Here is a 21507-nt window from a genome sequence, read left to right as displayed (position 1 = left end):
TTCTCAAAATGCTAGATAAGAAAAAATTTTACATTAATGGTGAATGGGTTTCTCCAAAAAAACCAAATGACTTCAAAGTAACAGATCCCTCAACAGAAGAAGAGTGTGCTGTTATATCTTTAGGTGGAGTAGAAGATGTAAACGATGCAGTAAGTGCAGCAACTAAAGCTTTTGAAACATGGGCATTTTCAACAAAAGAAGAAAGATTAAAATATTTAGAAGCTTTATATGCTGTTTATAAAAAGAGATGGGCTGATATGGCTAAGGCTATAACTCTTGAAATGGGAGCACCAATTGATTTTTCGACACAATTACAAGCAGGAACTGGAGCTAGCCATATAAAATCTTATATAAAAGTTTTAAAAGAATATACGTTTGAAGCAAAGTTAGGAGAGCATGCACTTAATAATAACATTTTACACGAACCAAAAGGAGTTTGTGCATTAATTACTCCATGGAACTGGCCAATGAACCAAACTTGTTTAAAGGTTATTCCAGCAATTGCTGCAGGATGTACAATGGTACTTAAGCCATCTGAAATAGCCCCATTATCATCAATGATTTTAGCAGAGATGATAGATGAAATTAAATTACCAAAAGGTGTATTCAATTTAGTTAATGGAGATGGAGCAGTTACTGGAAATGCATTAACAAGTCATCCTGATGTAAATATGGTTTCATTTACAGGATCTACTAGAGCAGGTGCTTTAATTTCTCAAAATGCAGCAAATGATTTTAAGAGAGTTAGTCTTGAACTTGGTGGAAAAGGGGCAAATATTATATTTAAAGATGCTGATGCCGAAGCTGTTGAAAGAGGTGCTCTAAGATGTTTTAGAAATTCAGGGCAATCTTGTAATGCACCAACAAGAATGTTAGTTGAAAAATCTATTTATGATGAAACTGTTGAAAGAGTAAAAAATTTTGCTAATTCAATGAAAGTTGATATTGCAACAAAAGAAGGTGATCATATTGGACCTGTTGTTTCAAAAGCTCAATTTGATAAAATCCAAGCTTTAATTCAAGTAGGCATTGATGAAGGCGCTAAACTAGTTGCTGGTGGAACTGGCAAACCAGATGGACTTGATAAAGGATATTTTGTTAAACCTACTGCTTTTGCAGATGTTAATAATCAAATGCAAATTGCAAGAACAGAAATATTTGGACCTGTTTTATCAATTATACCCTTTGAAACTGAAGAAGAGGCTATCGCTATTGCCAATGACACTCCCTATGGATTGTTAAACTTCATTCAAACTCAAGATCAAGAAAAAGCTAATCGTGTTGCTAGAAAATTAAGATCAGGAATGGTTGATATTAATGGTGCAGGCTTAGCACCCGATGCTCCTTTTGGTGGATATAAACATTCAGGTATTGGTCGTGAAGCAGGTAAATTAGGCTTAGAAGAATACTTAGAAGTTAAAGTAGTAAGTGGTTGGAACGATTAATTAGTTCACACTTAATGTTCATTATAGGTTTTTAAAAATTAAATAATCCTTATTTTTATTGGTTAATTTTACAAACTTAAGGTTGTATGTTTTTATTCTTTGACACAACATTTATAATCCATAATGTCGCACTAGTCGTTACCATAACTTTTTAATAGTTAGTAAGAGTAACAAAAATAATAGGGAGAAATAAAATGGGTAGATCGTCAAAACTCTACAATTCAGATTTGGCTCCAACTCCAAGTAGTAAGAAAAATTGGGGATGGTTTGAAATCTTTAACGTGTGGGCTAATGATGTTCAAAGTTTATTTGGTTATACTTTGGCAGCATCATTGTTTTTAGCATCAGGACTGAATGGTTGGGCTGTATTTGCTGCATTAATTCTTGCAGGATTTTTTATCATGTGGCTAGTAAACCTTTCAGGTAAACCAAGTGTAAAACATGGAATACCATATCCAGTTTTTGCCCGTGTTAGTATGGGTGTATTTGGAGCTAACTTTCCAGCAATGGCCAGAGGTCTTGTTGCAATGTTTTGGTATGGAGCACAAACTTATGCGGCATCAACAGCTGTAGCGCTTTTAATTACTGGAATTACAGGAATGGAAGGTGAAGTTATGCTTCTTGGCATGACAGGTGTAATGTGGGTTTCATTTATATTTGTTTCAGCATTCCAAGTTTATTTATTTTGGCAAGGTGTTGATCTTATCAAAAAATTCTTAAACTTTGCTGGACCAGCTGTTTATGCGGTAATGATTGTTTTAATGTTGGTTATATGGGCTAAAGCTGGTGGAGGACTTTTTTCAGAAGTAGGAACTATATTTTCTGGAGGAGAACGAACTGGTGGTTTTGAAGGCTTAGGATCATTTGGGGCATTCATAGCTGTATTTGGTATTATGGTTGGATATTTTGCTGCCGTAGTAATCAATTTTGGTGACTTTGCTAGATTTGTTAAAAATGAAGATGAAATGAGAAAAGGAAACCTATGGGGATTAGTAGGTAACGTGATCTTATTCTCTTTTATTACTTTAATGATCACAGGTGGAACAATCGCAATTTTTGGCGAATATGTTGCAAGCCCAACTGAGATGGTAGCTAAAGTAGACAACTTAGGATTAACAATTATTGCTGCATTCGCATTTTTTGCAGCGACAGTTGGTATTAATATGGTTGCGAACTTTATACCTCCAGCATATGACTTGGCCAATTTAATGCCAGATAAAATAAATTTCAAAACTGGTGGATTAATTACTGCTGGTTTTGGTTTTATCATTGGTGGTATGTGGGTTGCTGTTATTACACAAATGGGTCTATTTCCATTTGTTAATACACTAGGAGCAATTCTTGCACCTGTATTTGGTATTATGATGGTTGATTATTATATCATTAAAGATGAAAAATTAGATGTGGATGCATTATTTGATGATAGTCCAAAAGCTAAATATCATTACAGTGGTGGCTTTAATACTAAAGGAATGTTAGCGTGGGTACTTTCAGGTTACATCGCTGTTGGTACTGTTTGGCCAAACATTTTAATTTTAGGTTTAGGTGATTTCTTCGCTAACTTAGGCGGCGGCGGGGGATATGCATGGATAATTGGAGCATCATTAGGTGCCGTAGTTCATCTAGCTATATCAAAAAGATAAGTAAAGTTATAACTTAAAGCCCATCAATTCATTGGTGGGCTTTTTTTATATTTTAAATTCTAAAGTGATATTTTCTTTATTCAAATCATGAAGAACTAGATTGTCACCTTCACCTTTTCTATCAACAACCAAAAAATTCATATCCTCAGTTGCAATTAAAGGAAAATGCCAAATGCCAGCATTATAATTGACTCCAATTCCGTTTGGAATAATAAAAGCCTCTACTTTATTTAAATCAGGTTTATCACCTTCAGGAGCAACAAAAGCTAAAAATGTTGTTTCTTTCATTGGTATAAAGGCTTGGCTACCAAGTGGATGTTTTTCCATCATATCAACCTTCATAGGAAAAAGTCTTTTTAAAGCTGAAAAAATACTAATTATAGACTCTCCACCATCTTTCTTTGCATCCAGGTTAGCAATTCCATCATATCGTTTTGCGTAACCATCATTTATTTCTAAAGGCTTGATATCATCTGTTGTGATCATATCTCCAAACTTTTTAAAATTTTCTTTATTAATAGGTTTGGGTTTGATTGTTAAGTTAGTCATACATTTTTTCCATATATTCTAAATCGAGATATCCCACCATCCGGAAAAATATTAATTTTTATAAAATTAATTTTATCTTTTTTCATTAGGTTATTTTTAAAAATATGTACTTTGTTAGAGGATAATTTTGCATCTTTTAATAAATACTTCCATTTGACTGAAGAATTTACAATTTGTATAGAGCCTTTTATTGTTGGTAAATAAGCAGCTTGTAAAGAGCAATAGCTTGGAAAGTTACCTTTAAAGTGATGAGTAGAAATTTCAATTTTATCAATTTCTTTTCCATCTAAAGAATTTAATATTAGCCAATCAAATCCTGGGCCACGTCTTCTCCTTGTTTCCCATCCATCTCCCATATTTTTAGCTTTACCAGGGGCTAAAATATTTTCAGCCTTACCAAAGTGTTCATTGTTACAAGCAATAACAGAGGCACCATCTAATAGTGATGCAAGATTTGTTTTTTTATTTTTCAATTTATTAGATTTAGCAATTGAGCCAAATAACCTCAATCGAGCAACCCCACCATCAGGAAAAATATTAAATTTTATATGTGTAAATTTTTTTTTACTATTTGTAGTAAAGAAGTGATGGCTATTGGCTTTAGTTTTTTTCTTAGAAAGTAATGGTTCCCACTTTAATTGACTTATTTTATTTGAACTTGAGCTTGTTCCTTCAATAGAAATCATTGCTGGCTGATTTCCATTAAAATGTGATGTATCAACATCAACTTTTTTAATAGAACCAGGTTTTCCTAATTTTAAAATTATATAATCATGCCCTTTAGTTCTTTTTCTTCTAGATTCCCATCCATCCATCCATTTACCATTTTTATCAAACAATCCATCTTTAAAAATTGCTGGTAAAGGACTAATAATTCTATTTGCTGAAGCAAAAAAATCATCAGTTTTGAATATAACCTTAGTTCCCAATCTAGGTTGAGCTAAATCGATAAGACCATTTGTAAAAATAATTTTTTTTGACATTATTAAGAATAGTTTTTAATCCAATGTTTGGCTATATCAATTCTTTTACATATCCATACGTCCTCATGTTTAAGAATATAATCTAGAAATTTCTTTAAAGATTGAACCCTTCCAGGTCTTCCAATTAATCTACAGTGTAATCCTACTGACATCATTTTAGGGTTTGTTTTTCCTTCCTCATATAAAACATCAAAGCTATCTTTTAGATAAGAAAAAAAATGATCACCTGTATTAAACCCTTGATTGGTAGCAAATCGCATATCGTTGTTATCTAGAGTATAAGGAATAATTAATTGTTTTTTCTTATTTCTAGTTTCCCAGTATGGCAAGTCGTCACTATAAGAATCACTGTCATATAAAAAACCGCCATCTTCCATAACCAGGTCTCTAGTATTGGGGCTACATCTACCAGTATACCAACCACGAGGTCTTTCCCCAAAAATTTTTGTATGAGCTTGAATGGCAAGTTTCATATGTTTTTTTTCATCTGTTTTTTTAATATTTTGATAGTCAATCCATCTCCACCCATGAGATGCAACCTCATAATTAGCTTCTATTATAGCATTACAAACTTCAGGATTTTTTTCTAAAGCCATACCGACTCCAAAAACTGTTATAGGAATTTTTTTTTCTTGAAATAGTTTATGCAGTCTCCAAAATCCTGCTCTTGAACCGTACTCATAGAGAGACTCCATATTTATATGTCTACCTTTTATAGGCTGAGCACCAATGATTTCTGATAAGAAAATTTCTGAGTTATTGTCACCATTTAGAACACAATTTTCAGCACCTTCTTCATAATTCAAAACTATTTGAACAGCAATACGTGCATTATTAGGCCATTTAATCTTTTGATCTCTGGAACCATACCCAATCATATCTCTTGGATCTTTTTTAGACATAAAAAATTATAATTTACTTTGTATTGTTTAACAATTTATTAATTTGAAACAGATTCTGCTTTGATACCATCAAGTAAGTTTAAACATTTTTTAAGCTCATCCAAAACAATGAACTCATCAATTTTATGAGCTTGTTCAATTGATCCTGGACCACAAACCACTGTGCTAATCCCAATTTCTTGAAATAATCCAGCCTCTGTTCCAAATGAAACAACTTGCCTAGAATTATCACCTGTTAAACTCGAAATTAATTCACAAGCATCTGACTTATCTTGTCTATCAAACCCAACTATTTCACCAATAATATCTTTTTCAATTGAGGCATTAGGAAAAACTTTTTTCATTTCAGGTAATAACACCTCATTTGCATACTTGTCGATTTCTTGATTTAAAAATATCCCATCTTCTTTAACAACTGGTCGAGTTTCCCAATTAACATGACATTTGTCTGCTATTACATTGTGAGCAATACCACCAAACACACCACCAATAGAAAGGGTAGAGTGTGGTGGGTCAAAAATAGAGTCTTTTGGTGCTTTACTTTTAAGCTTCTCTCTAAGCTCAATTAATTTATTTACATATCTCGATGCATATTCAACAGCGCTTACACCTTTATGGGGTGCCGAACTATGTCCCGCTAAACCTTTAAAATAAGTTGTATATTCATAACATCCCTTATGAGCATCAATAATTTTCATATTAGTTGGTTCACCAATAATACAAATACCATCTTTAATATCTCTTTTTTTTAATTCCTCTATTAGTATAGGAGCACCTTGACATGCAGTTTCTTCATCAAATGTAAATGAGAAATGAATGTCTCTATCTAAATTTGATTTAGAGTAAATAGGAGCATAAGCTAAAGTGCATGCAATAAAACCTTTCATATCACATGAACCTCTACCGTATAATTTATCACCTTTAATAGTTGCTATAAATGGATCAGAGCTCCAGCCTTTTGAAACTGGAACAACATCAGTATGGCCTGATAATATAATTGGTTTTTTTTTATTTGAATTTTTAGCTTTTAGAGTAGCGAATAAGTTCACTCTTTTCTTTTCATCATCATAAGTTCTAAAAGAGGTAGCACCTAATTTTTTTAAGATACCATCACAATAATCAATTAATGAGCTATTATCTTCTCCTGAAATAGTTTTAAAAGCTATTAAGTCAGTTAAAATTTGAACTGAATTATTATACAATAGCTCTGAATTATTTTCTGTACTCATATTTATCAACCATTATATATTAAATATATGAAAGAACAAATCACCTATGATGACTTTGATAAAATAGATATTAGAGTTGGAACTGTAATCTCTGTAAAAAAAAATGAAAAAGCACGTAAACCTTCTTTAGTTATTGAAGTAGATTTTGGTAAAGAAATTGGAATTAAACAGTCTTCAGCTCAAATTACCCATTATTATAATGAGGAAAATTTAAAAGGAAAACAGGTTGTGGGTATTTGTAACTTTCCTGAGAAAAATATTGCAGGAATTGTTTCACAAGTTCTTATCTTAGGTTCAATTGATAAAGAGGGTAAGGTCATATTACTTCATCCATCTCAAGTATCTGAAAACGGTCTTCCAATAGCTTAATTTTTTATGCATCCAGAATTATTATTGCTAATAGGAATTTCTTTATCTTTAGGTTTTACACCAGGACCCAATAATGCTGTTGCAGCTTACTCAGGGTTTAATTTTGGTATCAGAAAAACTTTACCATTAATCTTAGGGGTTGGTTTTGGTTATACAGCTTTAATTATATTAATTAATTTTGTTTTAATATCAACTTTCAAAAATTATCCAATCATTCAGGAAATTATCAGAGTTCTTGGAACAATCTTTTTAATTTATCTAGCTTATAAAATTTCATTTTCAAAAATTTCTTCAGATGGAAGAACAGAAAATCCAGTAAAGTTTTTAGATAAATTTATTTTTCAGTTTATAAATCCAAAAGGAGTAATGGCGGGAGTTACATTGAGTTCAAATTTTGTAGAACAAGGAGAAAATTATTTGAATCACTCTATTTGGGTAATTACAGTTTGTAGTATAACAGCATTTTTAAGTATCACTTCATGGACATTTTTAGGTAAGTTTTTAAGGAAATTTGCCACAAATAATAATTTTATTAAACGATTTAATTATGCTATGTCATTGCTACTTATCGTTTGTATAATAGGGTTCTACATCTAAAAACTAAATGAAACCAGGGAATAAAAATTCATATAACTCATTAAAATCTATCAGTATAAATGATACTGAATACAAATATTATTCATTATCAGAAGCAGAAAAAAATGGTTTAGATGGAATTTCAAAACTTCCAAAATCCCTAAAAGTCTTATTAGAAAATTTATTAAGATACGAAGATGATTTATCAGTTACTAAAAGCCAAATAGAAGCAATTAAAGAATGGTTAAAAACAAAAAAATCATTGACTGAAATAGCTTATAGGCCAGCTAGAGTTTTGTTACAGGATTATACGGGAATACCAGCAGTTGCTGACCTTGCAGCCATGAGAGAAGCTGTTAAAGAAAAAAATAAAGATCCCAATACAATCAATCCACTTTCTGCAGTTGATCTTGTAATTGATCATTCGGTTCAAGTAGATAAATCAGCAAATAAAGATTCTTTTGAAAAAAATGTTGATATTGAATTTAAAAGAAACGGTGAGAGATACTCCTTCTTAAAATGGGGTCAACAAGCATTTAATAACTTTAGAATTGTTCCTCCTGGAACTGGAATTTGTCATCAAGTAAATTTAGAATATTTATCGAAAGTAGTCTGGTCTGAAAAATTTCAGGATGAGGATTATTTGTTCCCTGACACGTTAGTTGGTACTGACAGTCATACTACTATGGTTAATGGCTTATCTGTTCTTGGATGGGGTGTTGGTGGAATTGAAGCAGAAGCTGGAATGCTAGGTCAGCCAATTTCTATGCTAATTCCTGAAGTAATTGGATTTGAAGTTAAAAATAAAATGCCAGAAGGCACGACTGCAACAGATTTAGTTTTAACGGTTGTAAAAATGTTAAGAGATAAAGGGGTTGTTGGAAAATTTGTTGAATTTTATGGAGAAGGTTTAAAGAATTTAACTCTTGCTGATAGAGCAACAATTGCAAATATGGCACCAGAGTATGGTGCAACATGTGGCTTTTTCCCAATTGATGAAGAGACATTAAAATATTTAAGATTTTCAGGAAGAGATGAGAATACAGTAAACATAGTTGAGAAATATGCAAAAGAACAAGGTTTGTGGGCAAATGATCAAGTTGAATTTACAGATGCTTTATCATTAGACATGTCTACAGTTGTTCCGACAATTTCAGGACCTAAAAGACCTCAGGACAAAGTTTTATTAACAGATGCATCTACTGGATTTAAAAAAGTTTTTGAAGATGCAACTAATAGAAAAAAACACAATGTTTCAAAAGTATCAGGAACAGATTATGAAATTAAAGACGGTTCAATATTAATTGCAGCTATAACTTCATGCACTAATACATCAAATCCAAATGTATTAATTGGTGCTGGGTTATTAGCAAAAAAAGCAGTTGAACTTGGTTTGGAGACCAAACCTTGGGTTAAAACATCATTAGCACCAGGCTCACAAGTAGTTACAGATTATTTAGCAAAAGCAGGACTGAATGTATTTTTAGATAAACTTGGTTTCAATTTGGTTGGATATGGTTGCACGACTTGCATAGGAAATTCAGGCCCTTTACCAGAGGAAATTGTTAAAGCAATAGACAAGGAAAACATCTACGCTGTGTCAGTTTTATCTGGAAATAGAAATTTTGAAGGAAGAATATCTCCACATATAAAAGCTAATTACTTAGCATCACCACCACTTGTAGTAGCTTATGCACTTGCTGGTCACATGGAATTTGATTTATACAAAGAGCCTTTAGGAAAAAGTAAAGATGGTAAAGATGTATTTTTAAAAGATATTTGGCCATCTAATAAGGAAATTGAAGACACATTAAGAGAATCTCTAAATGCAGAGATGTTTGTTAAAAGATATTCAAATGTTTCAGAAGGCCCTAAACAGTGGCAAGAAATTAAAACTGAAAATACCAGTATTTACAATTGGGATTCAAGTTCAACTTATGTGAAGAAACCACCATTTTTTGAAAATTTATCTGATCAACCTGAGGGCTTTAAACCTATTAAAGATGCAAGACCACTTTTGATTTTAGGGGATATGGTTACAACTGATCATATTTCTCCAGCAGGAAATATTCAAAAAGAAAGCCCAACAGGTGAGTATTTTATGGAACATCAAATACTTCCAACAGATTATAACTCTTACGGATCAAGAAGAGGAAACCATGAGGTAATGATGAGAGGAACTTTTGCAAATATTAGAATAAGAAATGAAATGGCACCAGGAACAGAAGGTGGGTTTACAAAATTATATCCAGAAGAAAAAGTAATGCCAGTTTATAATGCTGTTGAGGAATATAAAAAAAGAGGCACAGACCTTGTTGTTATAGGTGGAAAAGAATATGGAACAGGATCGTCAAGGGATTGGGCTGCTAAAGGAACAAAACTATTAGGTGTTAAAGTTGTAATAGCAGAAAGTTTTGAAAGAATTCATAGATCTAATTTAATTGGAATGGGTGTTTTACCTCTACAATTTACCGAAGGACACGATAGAGTAAACTTAAAATTAATTGGTTCAGAGTTGATAACAGTTCTTCAAATTGAAGAGGGTATAAATGCATCAGATCATGTTCAAGTTGAAATAAAATATGCCTCGGGAGACATTAAAAAGATCAAAACGCTATGTAGAATAGACACTAAAAACGAATTAGAGTATTATAAAAATGGTGGAATACTTCAGTATGTATTAAGGAATATGATATAGAAATGGACGAAGAAATTACAATCATAGATACAAACGCAAGAAATGAGAGAATAAAGAATTTTTTTATAGATAATAAAAAAAAACTTATAATAATTATTTCAATAATATTACTAATTATAATTGGCTATCTATCATTTGAAAATTCTAGAGAAAAAAATAAAATTAAATTAGCTAATCAATACAACTTAGCATTAATAGATCTTAATCCTGAAAATAAACAAAAAACAATTGATGAAATGGTTAATGTTGTAAAAAGTAATGATGCAACTTATTCTCCATTAGCTTTATACCATCTACTAGACAATAATTTATTAGAGAACAATGATGAGATAAATATATTATTTAATGAGTTAATTGAAAATACAAAACTTGATAATGAAATTAAGAATTTGATTATATATAAAAAAGCATTATTTAATTCAGACTTTGTTAGCGAAAATGAATTATTGAAAATACTTAATCCAGTAATTAATTCTGAAAGTATCTGGAAGTCCCATGCATTATACTTACTTGCAGAATTTTTTTATTCAAAAGATGAAAAACAAAAAGCTAAAGAATTTTTTAACCAAATTATAATTTTACCTAATGCTAACGGCACAATTAAAACTGAGTCACAAAAGAGACTAAACAGAGACCTTGGTGAATAAAGTACTATTATCAGTCCTAATCCTCTTAATTTTAAACAACTGCTCAACTAGTAAAAAAGCAGGTTTTTGGAATAAAGATGACAAAAATCAACAGCAAATTGAAAATAACAAAACTATTTTAACCAAACAAATAAGACCTGAAGAAGAATTTAATTCAAATCTTTATGTTAAAATATCAAATGGCAAGCTAAATCAAAACAGCTTGAATGATCAAAATGATACTGGCGAACTAACTTATGAAGGGGTCTTAGAAAAAATTGGAAAATATAACTTTTCTAAATTTAATGATTTTGATTTTATAAGTCCCAGCCCTTTATTTTATAATAATAATTTAGTTTTTTATGACAACAAAGGAGAAATAACTCTTTACGATGAAAACCAAAAAACTTTATGGAAAAATAATTTTTATAATAAAAGTGAAAAAAAAATTAGGCCAAGACTAAATTTTGCATTAAAAAACAATATATTAATTGTAACAGATGATGTGGCAAAATATTATGCAATTAATATTGATACAGGAGAGCTATTATGGACAAAAACAAACATAGTTCCTTTTAACTCTAACATTAAAATAAAAAATGATGTTTTTTATGTGGTCGATTATAAAAATATTCTAAGATCAATATCAATAAAAGATGGATCAGAAATATGGAATTTAAAAACTGAAGAGTCTTTAACAAAATCAAATACCCAAATATCAATTGCGCTCGATGATAAAAATATTTATTTTAATAATTCAATTGGAGACATCACAGCGGTAGATATAAAATCTGGTCAACTGGTGTGGCAACTACCCACACAAAATAATAATATTAGTCAAAATGCATTTCAATTATCTAATTCAGAATTAGTTATCAATGAAAACACAATATTTTTCTCTAATAATAAAAATGAATTTTATTCTATTGATAGTGCTACAGGATTAATTAATTGGAAAACTGAGATCAGCTCAGATCTTAAACCTGTTGTTATTGGCAAACTTATAATAACCATATCTGAAAAAGGATATTTATATATTATTGACAAAAAATCAGGGAATATAATAAGAATTAACGATTTATATAAAAACTATAAAGATAAAAAAAGAAACCAAATAAAACCTACTGGTTTTATCGTAGCTTTGAATAAAATATATTTAACTAATAGTGACGGAAAATTAATTATTGTAAATAGTAATGAAGGTAACATCTTGAATGTAGTAAAAGTTTCAGGAAGTAAAATTTTGCAGCCATTTATAAATGAAAATAATCTTTTTTTAATAAGCAACGGTTCTATTATCAAATTTAATTAGTAATGTTTCTTAAGTTACTCGATAAATTAGGAAGAAAAAAAGTTGTTTTAGATCGTGGACCTTCCCACCCCAAATTTAATGAAGCTAAACCCTGGATGAATAGATATTATGTTTTATTAAGACATAGGCCTAAATGGTTTCCATTTAATATTTTATTACATGAAATGTTAGCAGACGATCATGGGGAAGGGGTTCATAATCACACATTTCCTTACATAACTGTTATATTAAGAGGGGGGTATTGGGAAACGTTAAAAAATGGAAGATTTTGGAGACCGCCTGGATATATTGGTTTTAGATCAGCAAATAATTTACACAGAGTTGATCTTAAACCAGGAACAAGACCTCTTACATTATTTTTATCTGGTCCTTTTGGATTAAGAAAAGGGCCTAGATCAGAATATGGTATAGATTTTAAAACAACAAATGAATTTAAATAAATTATTTCTTAGTTATTGTAAAATTAACAATTTAGAAATTAATCCCAATCAATTAGGCTCAATCGATGAGCTGAATTTATTCTATAATCAAAACTTTAATAAATCACTTCTAAAAAAAATATTTACTAAACAAAATTATAAAACAGGGTTTTATTTACAAGGGGATGTGGGTGTGGGTAAAACCATGATACTAAATTTTTTTTATAATAAATTTGATAAAACTAAACAAAGATTTCACTTTAACGAGTTTATGATTAGTTTTCATGACTTTGTATTTAAAAACAAAGAAAATAAACAAGAAAATATTATAGATAAATTTGTTCAAAAACTAAAAAATAAATCTAAATTAATTTATTTTGATGAGTTTCAGGTTACAAATATTGTAGATGCTATGATTTTAGGTAGCTTATTCAAAAAAATATTTGATGAGAATATTAAAGTTTTATTTTCATCAAATACTAAAATAAATGATCTTTACAAAGATGGATTACAAAGAGATCAATTTCTTCCCTTTATTAAAATAATGAAGGAAAGATCTTATGAGACACAATTAATTATCCAAGATGATTATAGGAAGTCTGTAAAAAACAGAAATGAAAGATATTTTTATCCATTAAATGAATCAACTAATTTTAAACTTAATAAATTTTTTAGAAAAATAACAAAAAATCTTACTAATCAAGAAATGATCTTAAGTATTAAAGGTAGAAAGCTTACTATTAAGAATTACTTTAATGGAATAGCACGTTTTGATTTTAAAGAGTTATGTTCTAAAAATATTGGAGCTGAAGATTACATTAAAATAACTGAAGTATGCAATTTTATTGTTATAGAAAATATTCCAATTTTTAATAGTGATAATTCTAATCAACAACAAAGATTTATTACTTTAATTGATATTCTTTATGAAAAAAATATACCACTTATGATAACTTCTCAATTACAATTAGATTTATTAAGCTCTTCTGAAGATTTAAAAAAAATATTTAAAAGAACTATTAGTAGGTTGTATGAATTAACATCTATTAAGTATACAAAGTTATGAGACAAGAGTTTTTTAACTTAGAATTGAGTACTAATGGCCAGAGTCTCTATGAATTTACAAGTCAAACTAACAAATGGATCAAGGATAATGAATTTAATAATGGAATTATCAATATAAGCATTCAACACACCAGTGCTTCTTTAATAATTCAAGAGAATGCTGATCCAGATGTTCAAAGTGATTTAGTAAATTTTTTTAATAAGCTCGTACCTATGGACAATTCCCTTTACATCCATACAGCTGAGGGAAAAGATGACATGCCTGCACATATAAAATCTGCGTTAACTAATAATCAAATCTCTTTAAGCGTTAAAAGCAATGAGTTATTACTTGGTACCTGGCAGGGTTTATATCTTTTTGAGCACAGAATTGAGAAGCAAAAAAGATTGATTATTCTTCATTATTTAGGAGATTAGTTTTTTTTAATTGTTTTAAAAGCATCTAGAGCAGCATTTCTTGCTTCAACGTGATCTACAATTGGTTTTGGATAGTTGATACCAACAATTACTTTAATCTGTTCTTGGAATTTGGTTTCAAGTTCCCATGGCTTGTATAAAAATTTATTAGGCATGTTTTTAAGTTCAGGAACCCACTTTTTTGTATAAATCCCATCTTTGTCAAATTTTTCACCCTGGAGAATAGGATTGAAGATTCTAAAGTATGGAGCTGCATCTGCACCACATCCTGCAACCCATTGCCATTGAGCAACGTTACTAGCTTCATTATAATCAACTAAACAATTTTTAAAATGTTTTTCACCCTCCATCCAATGAATTCTTAAATGCTTAACAAGAAAAGAAGCAACAATCATTCGAACTCTATTGTGCATCCATCCTGTTTCGTATAGTTCTCTCATTCCAGCATCTACAATAGGGTATCCTGTCATGCCTGCTTTCCAAGCTTTAAGAAATTTATCATTTTTAACCCAAGGAAAATTGTCAAAATCTTTTCTAAGATTGCCTTTTAACATTTGTGGAAAGTAATTAATTAAACTATGAGAAAATTCTCTCCATCCTAATTCATTAATATACTTTCTATATCCAATTTTTTTAATTTTAATGTCTTGGCATTTCTTCCAAATTGTTTCTACATGTATTTGACCAAATTTTAAGAAAGGAGATAACTTGGAGGTTCCATTAACACCTGGAACATCTCGTGCATCACCATAGTCCTCAATTTTATTATTTATTAATTCTTGTAAATATTTTTTAGCTTCTTTTTCTGATGGGTTCCAGTATTTCTCAAATTTTTTATACCAATTTTTTTTAGGTAAAATTTCTTTTATAGAAATTGAATTTTTAAATATGTTTATCTTTTTAGTTTTTGATTTAACTTGTATTAATTTTGAAGGTGCTTTTGAAATATAATGCTGTTCAGTTTTTTTCCAAAATGGAGTGAATACTTTATAGGGAGTGCCATCGTCTTTAGTCATTTCTTGAAATTCTACAAGAATGTTTCCTTTAAAATATTTATATTGAATCTCATTTTTAATAAATAGATCTCTTATCTTTTTACCTTTATTAATTACATCTGGCTCATAAACTTTACTCCAATAGACAGTAACATCATCTTTCTTTTTTAAAATTGATAATACTTCTAGTTCATCACCTAACTGAACTTCCAATGTGATATTTAATTTCTTTAGATCTATACTTAAATTTTCTAATGATTTAGATAGCCACCATTTTTGAGCCTCTCTTTTTTTATCAAAGTTTTTTGGGTTATATATATAAAGGGCACTTACATACTCATGATTTTGAGTTGCTGTCGCTAAGGCTTCGTTATATTCAATTCTAAAATCTTCTCTAATCCAAACAATGGCTTTTTTTGTCATATTTACTCAGATTTTTTGCAATCCATCACTTAGTAGTTTTTGATACATTGCACTATCAGTTAAACCTTCACAACCAAATAAAAGTACATTTGATTGTTCATTTAACTCTAGCTTATCTAAGTATTCTTTATTGTTAAATGAGCTTATTAACGCGATTATACCTGGGACCGCACATTCACCAGCTATTATTTTTTCATCGGATAAACGCTTTTCTGCTAGCAATGCTACAGTAGTTGAGATTGCTTCATCAGATATAGTTAAACAATAATTTGAAGAATTTTTTAAAATTTCCCAGGCAATACTTGATACATCACCACAAGACATTCCACCCATTACTGTTTCCTTTTTAATATCAACACTTGTGGGTTTATTATTCTTAATACTTTGAAATACACAGTCTGCATTTTCTGGTTCAACAATAATAAATTTCGGAATATTTTGTGATAATTTTGCAAAGCCAGCAATCATTGCTGCAGCCATCCCACCAACTCCAGCTTGAAGAAATACGTGTGATATTGAATTAGATTTTACTTCATCTAAAATTTCTTTAATCATTATAGTGTATCCAGCCATAATTAATTTTGGTACTTCCTTGTAACCTTCCCAAGACACATCTTGTACAATTTCCCAATTATTTTCTTTAGATTGTTTTATGCATTCTTTTAATGAATTGTCATAATTACCTTTAACTCTAATCACTTCAGCATCCAATTTACGCATTGCTTCAGCTCTAGATTCACTAACAAATTCACTTATAAATATTTTACATTTTAATCCAAGTCTTTGAGCTCCCCAGGCTACAGATCGACCATGATTTCCAGCTGTTGCTGTTGATACAGTTATATTCTCTTTTTCACTGGCAATCTTGTAGACAGCAAAAGCTCCACCTAAAGCTTTAAAAGATTTTAGATCAAACCGTTTATCCTCATCTTTGTAGTAAATATTTTTAAATTTTAATTCATCATTTAGTTTATTTAATTTAACCAATGGAGTGGGGGCATAATTATCCCAACTAGATATAGCCTTAATTGCTTCTTCTATAAATTTTTCTGGAAGTTGCGTAAGTATATTTTCTTTATTAAATTTATAATTTTTATTCTCTAAAAATGATGTAATAGACCAAAGGTCTTTCTGCATGATTGATTTCATTTATTAACAATCAAGAGTGCTATTTTTTTCCCAGTGAGTTACCGAGCTTTTTTTATCAAATTTTTCTTCTTGATTAAAATCATTAATTTCAGACCTTTTTAACTTTAGATAGCTTTTAATAGTATCACCACCAAATGCTTCCTTAATTTCTTTACTATTTTCTAGTTGATCTAATGCATCTTCAATTATGTCAGGTAATTTTTTTAGATTAGGGTAATTTTTATGATCAGTATACATATTACAAGATAAAGGTTCACCAGGATCTATTTTATTATTTATTCCATGCAAACCAGCGGCTATTACTCCAGCTTGAAGCAAATAAGGATTTACTGCTCCGTCCATTAACCTTAGTTCAAATCTACCTTTATCTGGAATTCTTATCATATGAGTTCTATTATTTCCTGTATAAGAAATACTACTAGGTGACCATGTAGCTCCCGATTTTGTTGGTGGTGCATTTATTCTTCTATAACTATTAATTGTCGGATTAAAAAATGCTGTCAAAGGCTGAGTAAGTTTCATAATTCCACCTAGAAAATTATATGCTAATTTGCTCAAACCTAATTTGTCTCCATTATCTAGAAATTTATTAATTTTTCCATTCCATAAAGAGATGTGAGCATGACAGCCATTTCCTGTTAGATTGCTAAAAGGTTTTGGCATAAATGTTGCTCTCAAACCATGTTTTTCAGCTAATGATTTCACCATATATTTAAAGAATACATGTCTATCAGCTGTAGTTAAACAATCTGTATAATCCCAATTCATTTCAAACTGGCCATTAGCGTCCTCATGATCATTTTGGTATGGGTTCCAACCCATAGTAATCATGCTATCGCATATTTCTTTGATTAAATCATATCTCCTCATTAAAGCAGACTGATCGTAACAAGGTTTTGATTGAGTGTCTCTTGCATCAGCAATTTTACTCCCATCTTCTGAGATCAAAAAATATTCACACTCTACACCTGACTTCATGACTAAATCTTTTTTATGTAATTTATTAATTTGCTCTTTGAGCATTACTCTAGGTGAAGCCTTAACTGGTTTACCATACATATATAAATCAGAAGCTAACCAGCCAATTTCTTTGTTCCAAGGCAATTGAATTAAACTTTTAGGATCTGGTAGAGCAAACATATCCCCATCTGCAGGAGACATATCTAGCCAAGTTGCAAAACCCGCAAAACCCGCCCCATTCTTTTGCATGTCTGCAATCGCTTGTGCTGGTACTAATTTTGATCTCAAGACACCAAAAAAATCTACAAAACTAATCAAAAAATATTTTATTTTTTTAGCTTTAGCAATTTTAGATAAATTAATAGGCATATTTTATTTCTTAATTTACAACTGTTAATTAGTCTTCACAATACTATTTTTTATTTTTTAGTCCTGGTATCCAATCTGTTCCAGCCAGCGGAACTCTTGCCATTGCTGCAGCTTCTACTGTTAAAGCTGCTAAATCTTCAGGTTCTAAATTTCTTACATCTGATTTTCCATTTGCTCTTGCCAATGTTTGCAACTCTAGGGTTAATGTGGATAAATAATTTTTTAATCTTTTTCCACCCTCTATAGGATTAAGTCTTTTTTCTAGTATAGGATCTTGTGTAGCAACACCAACAGGACATTTTCCTGTATGACAGTGATGACAATAACCAGGTTCTGTTCCAAGTTTTTCATAATCTTTTCTATATAGATCAGCATTACAATTTAATGCCATCATAGCTGCAGATCCTATTGATACAGCATCTGCCCCCATTGCAATTGCTTTTGCAACATCAGCACCAGTTCTAATTCCACCAGAAACAATTAATTGAACTTTTCTATGCATTTTTAATTCTTTTAAAGCATCTACAGATTCTCTTAACGCACCAAGTGTTGGTATACCCACATGTTCTATAAAAACATCTTGTGTTGCGGCGGTTCCGCCTTGCATTCCATCTAATACAACAACATCAGCACCAGCTTTTATTGCTAAAGTTGTATCGTAGTAAGGTCTTGCTGCTCCAACTTTTATATAAATTGGCTTTTCCCAATTGGTAATTTCTCTTAACTCCTGAATTTTTATTTCCAAATCATCAGGTCCAGTCCAATCAGGGTGTCGGCAAGCACTTCTTTGATCTATACCTTCAGGCAAAGTTCTCATACTCGCAACTCTTTTATTAATTTTTTGTCCAAGAAGCATTCCACCACCGCCAGGCTTTGCACCTTGTCCTACAACTATTTCTATAGCATCAGCTTTTCTTAGATCATCTGGATTCATGCCGTATCGAGAAGGTAATAATTGATATACTAGATATTTAGAGGATCCTCTTTCTTCTTTTGTCATGCCTCCATCTCCAGTGGTTGTCGAAGTTCCCATAGCAGAAGCACCTCTGCCCAAAGCTTCCTTTGCATTGGCACCTAAAGCTCCAAAACTCATTCCAGCAATAGTAATTGGTATATCTAATTTAATAGGATTTTTTGCAAAACGGTCTCCAAGTATTACAGAGGTATTACATTTCTCTCTATAACCTTCTAATGGATATCTAGACATGGAAGCTCCTAAAAATACCAAGTCATCAAAGTCTGGAACTTTTCTTTTAGCACCCAATCCTCTAATTTGGTAAATTCCTTCCTTAGCAGCTCTTTGAATTTCTTTAATTGTTGAAGATGGAAACGTTTTAAATTCTTTTAAATCTTTTTTCATAACTAATATGAGCTCACATTATCAATTTTAAAATTATATAAATTTCTTGCAGATCCATATCTTTTAAATTTTTTTGCATCTTCAGATATATTCAAATCTTTAAAAATTTTATTTAATTCCTTTATATTTTTATCATCCATTTGTTTTTCTATACAATCAGAACCTAAACTTTTAACCTTACCTTTAACAAATATTTTTGCCTCATAAATTGAGTCTCCTAAATCAGCATCAGCGTCTCCCAAAATAATTAAATTACCTTTTTGTGCCATAAATGCTGACATATGACCAACAGACCCCTTTACTATAATGTTAATCCCCTTCATTGATATGCCACATCTTGAGCTAGCGTCTCCTTCAATAATTAAAGAACCGCCATGACCAGTTGCTCCAGCAGACTGCGAAGCATTACCTTTGATAATTACTTTACCAGACATCATGTTTTCAGCTACACCCGTTCCAACATTTCCGTGTACGGTAATAGAAGCATTTTTATTCATCCCAGCACAATAATAGCCAGTGTGTCCTTTTATTGAAACTTCAATATCATCTTTTAAACCTGCACAAATAGCGTGTTGACCTTGGGGATTTAAAATTTGGAAACTTCTGTTATTTTTTTCTCTACCAACGTTTTGTAGTAGTTGATTAATTTCTCTTAGTTTTTTTTTATTTAGATCTAAATTCATAATTTACCAGTGATAAACAATACCAGGTTTTGGTTCAAAAATTTTAGCTGTGTTTACATTTGGCAAGTGCGCCATACATTGAAATTCTGAAGCAACCGCTACATAATCTTTTGTTTCTGCAACAACTGCTGGCTTGCAAGCTATTTCATCTCTCAACAATGCAAAACCATCTTTAGTACCAGCTATAAAGGTGTAGAAACCATCTAAATCTTTTAGGCTATTTTTTAGGGTTTCTTCTAGATTTTCTCCTTTTGAAATTTGATTAGAGATGTAACCAGCCGCAACCTCAGTATCATTTTCTGAATTAAATTTCTGACCTTCTTTTTTTAAAGACCTTCGTACGTTGTTATGATTTGAAAGAGATCCATTATGAACCAAGCACTCATCTTCTGATGTAGAGTAGGGGTGAGAACCTTGAGTTGTAATTGCACTCTCTGTTGCCATTCTAGTATGGCCTATTGCATGAGTTCCTGAAAAAGAAGATAATTTAAATTTTCTAACGACATCTTTAGGGTTTCCTGTTTGTTTAAAAATATTAATACTTTTACCATAGCCCACCAAAGAAACTTCTTTTAATTTAGTATCTAGGATTTCTAATACCTTTTTGGGTTTTTCCTCTGTTTCAAGAATTACATGATCCGAAAAAGTTTTAAGTGTTATTTTTTTTAAAAATTTAGATATTTTTTTTTTAAATTCTTTATCTGTTAATTGATTTAAACAAATAGAGTATTTAAATTTATTTTTATTTTGCTTTGTATATATTGCAAATCCAGCACTATCAGGGCCTCTAGTCGCCATACCATCAAGCATTCCAGATAAAAATTTACCAAGATCTTTTTCGTATTTCTTTGTTTTAAGATAAATCCCTACAATTCCACACATAAATTTTTAAGTTTATTTTATTAAAGATAGTAAGAATTCCTTATAGTAGAAAATATTTCCCACTACAATGATGATGATAGCTGCTATTACTCCGTACTTTGCTTTTGGAAAAACAACACCTCTCATCTTACTTGGTCTTTGATTTTCTTGATTATTCTCATTCATATAGAATTTTTATAAAAAAAAGGGCGCCACAATTAAGCAGCGCCCAAAGTTTATTTAATATTACCAGTCGGTAATATTGCTTTTATGATCATTTGCACCATGTCTTTTCTTAGCTAATCTTGAGAGTTTTTCACTCTCAGATTTAGCTGTGATGACATGCCACCCAATCCAAAAAACTACACCAAGAATAACTAGCAAAGTTTCAGTGGATCCAGCTCCCGGATAAATGGCTCCGACAACCTCTTCTGCACTTAAATGATCTATCCAGTTTGTAACTGTAGCCATATT

General features: G+C 30.8%; 22 protein-coding genes. 10 read left to right on the top strand and 12 right to left on the bottom strand.

Annotation, left to right across the window (positions count from 1 at the left end; translation table 11 throughout):
• The first annotated feature begins 8 nt into the window (after nucleotides 1–8).
• A complete protein-coding gene (locus AC5SLY_RS04595; RefSeq protein WP_006997955.1) occupies nucleotides 9–1445 on the top strand; it encodes an aldehyde dehydrogenase family protein in 1437 nt (478 codons plus the stop codon).
• Between the two features lie 194 nt (nucleotides 1446–1639).
• Complete coding sequence (locus AC5SLY_RS04590) at nucleotides 1640–3088, top strand: NCS1 family nucleobase:cation symporter-1 (protein ID WP_006997956.1); 1449 nt, start codon at nucleotides 1640–1642, stop codon at nucleotides 3086–3088.
• 45 nt (nucleotides 3089–3133) lie between these two features.
• Here the strand turns inward: AC5SLY_RS04590 and AC5SLY_RS04585 are convergent, their stop codons facing one another.
• From AC5SLY_RS04585 to argE, 4 genes are read right to left on the bottom strand one after another with little or no spacing between them, the layout of a single operon-like run.
• Nucleotides 3134–3637: an ureidoglycolate lyase gene (locus AC5SLY_RS04585; protein ID WP_006997957.1), complete on the bottom strand. Its 504-nt coding sequence runs from the start codon at nucleotides 3635–3637 to the stop codon at nucleotides 3134–3136.
• Complete coding sequence (gene alc, locus AC5SLY_RS04580; RefSeq protein WP_006997958.1) at nucleotides 3634–4620, bottom strand: allantoicase; 987 nt, start codon at nucleotides 4618–4620, stop codon at nucleotides 3634–3636. Before alc ends, AC5SLY_RS04585 begins: the two co-directional genes overlap by 4 nt.
• Before the next feature lie 2 nt (nucleotides 4621–4622).
• Nucleotides 4623–5522 (bottom strand): allantoinase PuuE, encoded by a 900-nt coding sequence (gene puuE, locus AC5SLY_RS04575; protein ID WP_006997959.1) that lies wholly within the window; start codon nucleotides 5520–5522, stop codon nucleotides 4623–4625.
• A gap of 38 nt (nucleotides 5523–5560) precedes the next feature.
• On the bottom strand, nucleotides 5561–6751 hold the full coding sequence (argE, locus tag AC5SLY_RS04570; RefSeq protein ID WP_018414305.1) for an acetylornithine deacetylase: 1191 nt from the start codon (nucleotides 6749–6751) through the stop codon (nucleotides 5561–5563).
• Nucleotides 6752–6778: 27 nt separating this feature from the next.
• On the opposite strand from argE, the gene AC5SLY_RS04565 reads away from it, so the two are divergent.
• The 8 genes from AC5SLY_RS04565 to AC5SLY_RS04530 are packed head-to-tail and all read left to right on the top strand — an operon-like array spanning nucleotide 6779 to nucleotide 14233.
• A complete protein-coding gene (locus AC5SLY_RS04565; protein WP_006997961.1) occupies nucleotides 6779–7120 on the top strand; it encodes a tRNA-binding protein in 342 nt (113 codons plus the stop codon).
• Between the two features lie 6 nt (nucleotides 7121–7126).
• Nucleotides 7127–7717 carry a LysE family translocator gene (locus AC5SLY_RS04560; protein ID WP_006997962.1) on the top strand — a complete coding sequence of 197 codons (591 nt, stop codon included), beginning with the start codon at nucleotides 7127–7129 and terminating at the stop codon, nucleotides 7715–7717.
• 7 nt (nucleotides 7718–7724) lie between these two features.
• Entirely contained in the window at nucleotides 7725–10394 is a 2670-nt protein-coding gene (acnA, locus tag AC5SLY_RS04555) for an aconitate hydratase AcnA (RefSeq protein WP_006997963.1), read from the top strand.
• A gap of 2 nt (nucleotides 10395–10396) precedes the next feature.
• Complete coding sequence (locus tag AC5SLY_RS04550) at nucleotides 10397–11041, top strand: hypothetical protein (RefSeq protein WP_494598621.1); 645 nt, start codon at nucleotides 10397–10399, stop codon at nucleotides 11039–11041.
• Nucleotides 11034–12332 carry a PQQ-binding-like beta-propeller repeat protein gene (locus AC5SLY_RS04545; protein ID WP_494598620.1) on the top strand — a complete coding sequence of 433 codons (1299 nt, stop codon included), beginning with the start codon at nucleotides 11034–11036 and terminating at the stop codon, nucleotides 12330–12332. Before AC5SLY_RS04550 ends, AC5SLY_RS04545 begins: the two co-directional genes overlap by 8 nt.
• Nucleotides 12333–12334: 2 nt before the next feature.
• A complete protein-coding gene (locus AC5SLY_RS04540; RefSeq protein WP_011282304.1) occupies nucleotides 12335–12772 on the top strand; it encodes a hypothetical protein in 438 nt (145 codons plus the stop codon).
• On the top strand, nucleotides 12759–13817 hold the full coding sequence (gene zapE, locus AC5SLY_RS04535; protein WP_494587170.1) for a cell division protein ZapE: 1059 nt from the start codon (nucleotides 12759–12761) through the stop codon (nucleotides 13815–13817). The genes AC5SLY_RS04540 and zapE overlap by 14 nt, the downstream gene beginning before the upstream one ends.
• Complete coding sequence (locus AC5SLY_RS04530; RefSeq protein WP_494598619.1) at nucleotides 13814–14233, top strand: secondary thiamine-phosphate synthase enzyme YjbQ; 420 nt, start codon at nucleotides 13814–13816, stop codon at nucleotides 14231–14233. Before zapE ends, AC5SLY_RS04530 begins: the two co-directional genes overlap by 4 nt.
• Here AC5SLY_RS04530 and AC5SLY_RS04525 read toward each other — a convergent pair.
• From AC5SLY_RS04525 to AC5SLY_RS04490, 8 genes are read right to left on the bottom strand one after another with little or no spacing between them, the layout of a single operon-like run.
• On the bottom strand, nucleotides 14230–15651 hold the full coding sequence (locus tag AC5SLY_RS04525) for a cryptochrome/photolyase family protein (RefSeq protein ID WP_494598618.1): 1422 nt from the start codon (nucleotides 15649–15651) through the stop codon (nucleotides 14230–14232). The genes AC5SLY_RS04530 and AC5SLY_RS04525 overlap by 4 nt on opposite strands.
• Before the next feature lie 6 nt (nucleotides 15652–15657).
• The gene (locus AC5SLY_RS04520; protein WP_494598617.1) at nucleotides 15658–16788 is read right to left on the bottom strand and encodes a diaminopropionate ammonia-lyase; all 1131 of its coding nucleotides are present in this window, start codon (nucleotides 16786–16788) and stop codon (nucleotides 15658–15660) included.
• 15 nt (nucleotides 16789–16803) lie between these two features.
• A complete protein-coding gene (gene glnT / locus AC5SLY_RS04515; RefSeq protein ID WP_494598616.1) occupies nucleotides 16804–18129 on the bottom strand; it encodes a type III glutamate--ammonia ligase in 1326 nt (441 codons plus the stop codon).
• A 43-nt stretch (nucleotides 18130–18172) separates the two neighbouring features.
• Nucleotides 18173–19489, bottom strand: coding sequence for an FMN-binding glutamate synthase family protein (locus AC5SLY_RS04510; protein WP_494598615.1), 1317 nt, complete (start codon nucleotides 19487–19489; stop codon nucleotides 18173–18175).
• 2 nt (nucleotides 19490–19491) lie between these two features.
• A complete protein-coding gene (locus tag AC5SLY_RS04505; RefSeq protein ID WP_011282299.1) occupies nucleotides 19492–20172 on the bottom strand; it encodes a GltB/FmdC/FwdC-like GXGXG domain-containing protein in 681 nt (226 codons plus the stop codon).
• A gap of 3 nt (nucleotides 20173–20175) precedes the next feature.
• Nucleotides 20176–21054, bottom strand: a complete 879-nt coding sequence (locus AC5SLY_RS04500; protein ID WP_011282298.1) for a class II glutamine amidotransferase — start codon at nucleotides 21052–21054, stop codon at nucleotides 20176–20178.
• A 12-nt stretch (nucleotides 21055–21066) separates the two neighbouring features.
• Entirely contained in the window at nucleotides 21067–21219 is a 153-nt protein-coding gene (locus AC5SLY_RS04495; RefSeq protein WP_006997975.1) for a hypothetical protein, read from the bottom strand.
• Nucleotides 21220–21279: 60 nt separating this feature from the next.
• Nucleotides 21280–21504, bottom strand: a complete 225-nt coding sequence (locus AC5SLY_RS04490) for a hypothetical protein (RefSeq protein WP_006997976.1) — start codon at nucleotides 21502–21504, stop codon at nucleotides 21280–21282.
• Nucleotides 21505–21507: the final 3 nt, after the last annotated feature.

The sequence above is a fragment of the Candidatus Pelagibacter sp. PS_23 genome (assembly GCF_059417905.1).
This window is presented reverse-complemented; position numbering and strand designations above follow the sequence as displayed.

Excerpts from the sequence above, each read along its gene's own strand:
- AC5SLY_RS04595 (WP_006997955.1), top strand. The coding sequence starts at position 9 with ATGCTAGATAAGAAAAAATTTTACATTAATGGTGAATGGGTTTCTCCA.
- AC5SLY_RS04590 (WP_006997956.1), top strand. The coding sequence starts at position 1,640 with ATGGGTAGATCGTCAAAACTCTACAATTCAGATTTGGCTCCAACTCCA.
- AC5SLY_RS04585 (WP_006997957.1), bottom strand. The coding sequence starts at position 3,637 with ATGACTAACTTAACAATCAAACCCAAACCTATTAATAAAGAAAATTTT.
- alc (WP_006997958.1), bottom strand. The coding sequence starts at position 4,620 with ATGTCAAAAAAAATTATTTTTACAAATGGTCTTATCGATTTAGCTCAA.
- puuE (WP_006997959.1), bottom strand. The coding sequence starts at position 5,522 with ATGTCTAAAAAAGATCCAAGAGATATGATTGGGTATGGTTCCAGAGAT.
- argE (WP_018414305.1), bottom strand. The coding sequence starts at position 6,751 with ATGAGTACAGAAAATAATTCAGAGCTATTGTATAATAATTCAGTTCAA.
- AC5SLY_RS04565 (WP_006997961.1), top strand. The coding sequence starts at position 6,779 with ATGAAAGAACAAATCACCTATGATGACTTTGATAAAATAGATATTAGA.
- AC5SLY_RS04560 (WP_006997962.1), top strand. The coding sequence starts at position 7,127 with ATGCATCCAGAATTATTATTGCTAATAGGAATTTCTTTATCTTTAGGT.
- acnA (WP_006997963.1), top strand. The coding sequence starts at position 7,725 with ATGAAACCAGGGAATAAAAATTCATATAACTCATTAAAATCTATCAGT.
- AC5SLY_RS04550 (WP_494598621.1), top strand. The coding sequence starts at position 10,397 with ATGGACGAAGAAATTACAATCATAGATACAAACGCAAGAAATGAGAGA.
- AC5SLY_RS04540 (WP_011282304.1), top strand. The coding sequence starts at position 12,335 with ATGTTTCTTAAGTTACTCGATAAATTAGGAAGAAAAAAAGTTGTTTTA.
- zapE (WP_494587170.1), top strand. The coding sequence starts at position 12,759 with ATGAATTTAAATAAATTATTTCTTAGTTATTGTAAAATTAACAATTTA.
- AC5SLY_RS04530 (WP_494598619.1), top strand. The coding sequence starts at position 13,814 with ATGAGACAAGAGTTTTTTAACTTAGAATTGAGTACTAATGGCCAGAGT.
- AC5SLY_RS04525 (WP_494598618.1), bottom strand. The coding sequence starts at position 15,651 with ATGACAAAAAAAGCCATTGTTTGGATTAGAGAAGATTTTAGAATTGAA.
- AC5SLY_RS04520 (WP_494598617.1), bottom strand. The coding sequence starts at position 16,788 with ATGCAGAAAGACCTTTGGTCTATTACATCATTTTTAGAGAATAAAAAT.
- glnT (WP_494598616.1), bottom strand. The coding sequence starts at position 18,129 with ATGCCTATTAATTTATCTAAAATTGCTAAAGCTAAAAAAATAAAATAT.
- AC5SLY_RS04510 (WP_494598615.1), bottom strand. The coding sequence starts at position 19,489 with ATGAAAAAAGATTTAAAAGAATTTAAAACGTTTCCATCTTCAACAATT.
- AC5SLY_RS04505 (WP_011282299.1), bottom strand. The coding sequence starts at position 20,172 with ATGAATTTAGATCTAAATAAAAAAAAACTAAGAGAAATTAATCAACTA.
- AC5SLY_RS04500 (WP_011282298.1), bottom strand. The coding sequence starts at position 21,054 with ATGTGTGGAATTGTAGGGATTTATCTTAAAACAAAGAAATACGAAAAA.
- AC5SLY_RS04495 (WP_006997975.1), bottom strand. The coding sequence starts at position 21,219 with ATGAATGAGAATAATCAAGAAAATCAAAGACCAAGTAAGATGAGAGGT.
- AC5SLY_RS04490 (WP_006997976.1), bottom strand. The coding sequence starts at position 21,504 with ATGGCTACAGTTACAAACTGGATAGATCATTTAAGTGCAGAAGAGGTT.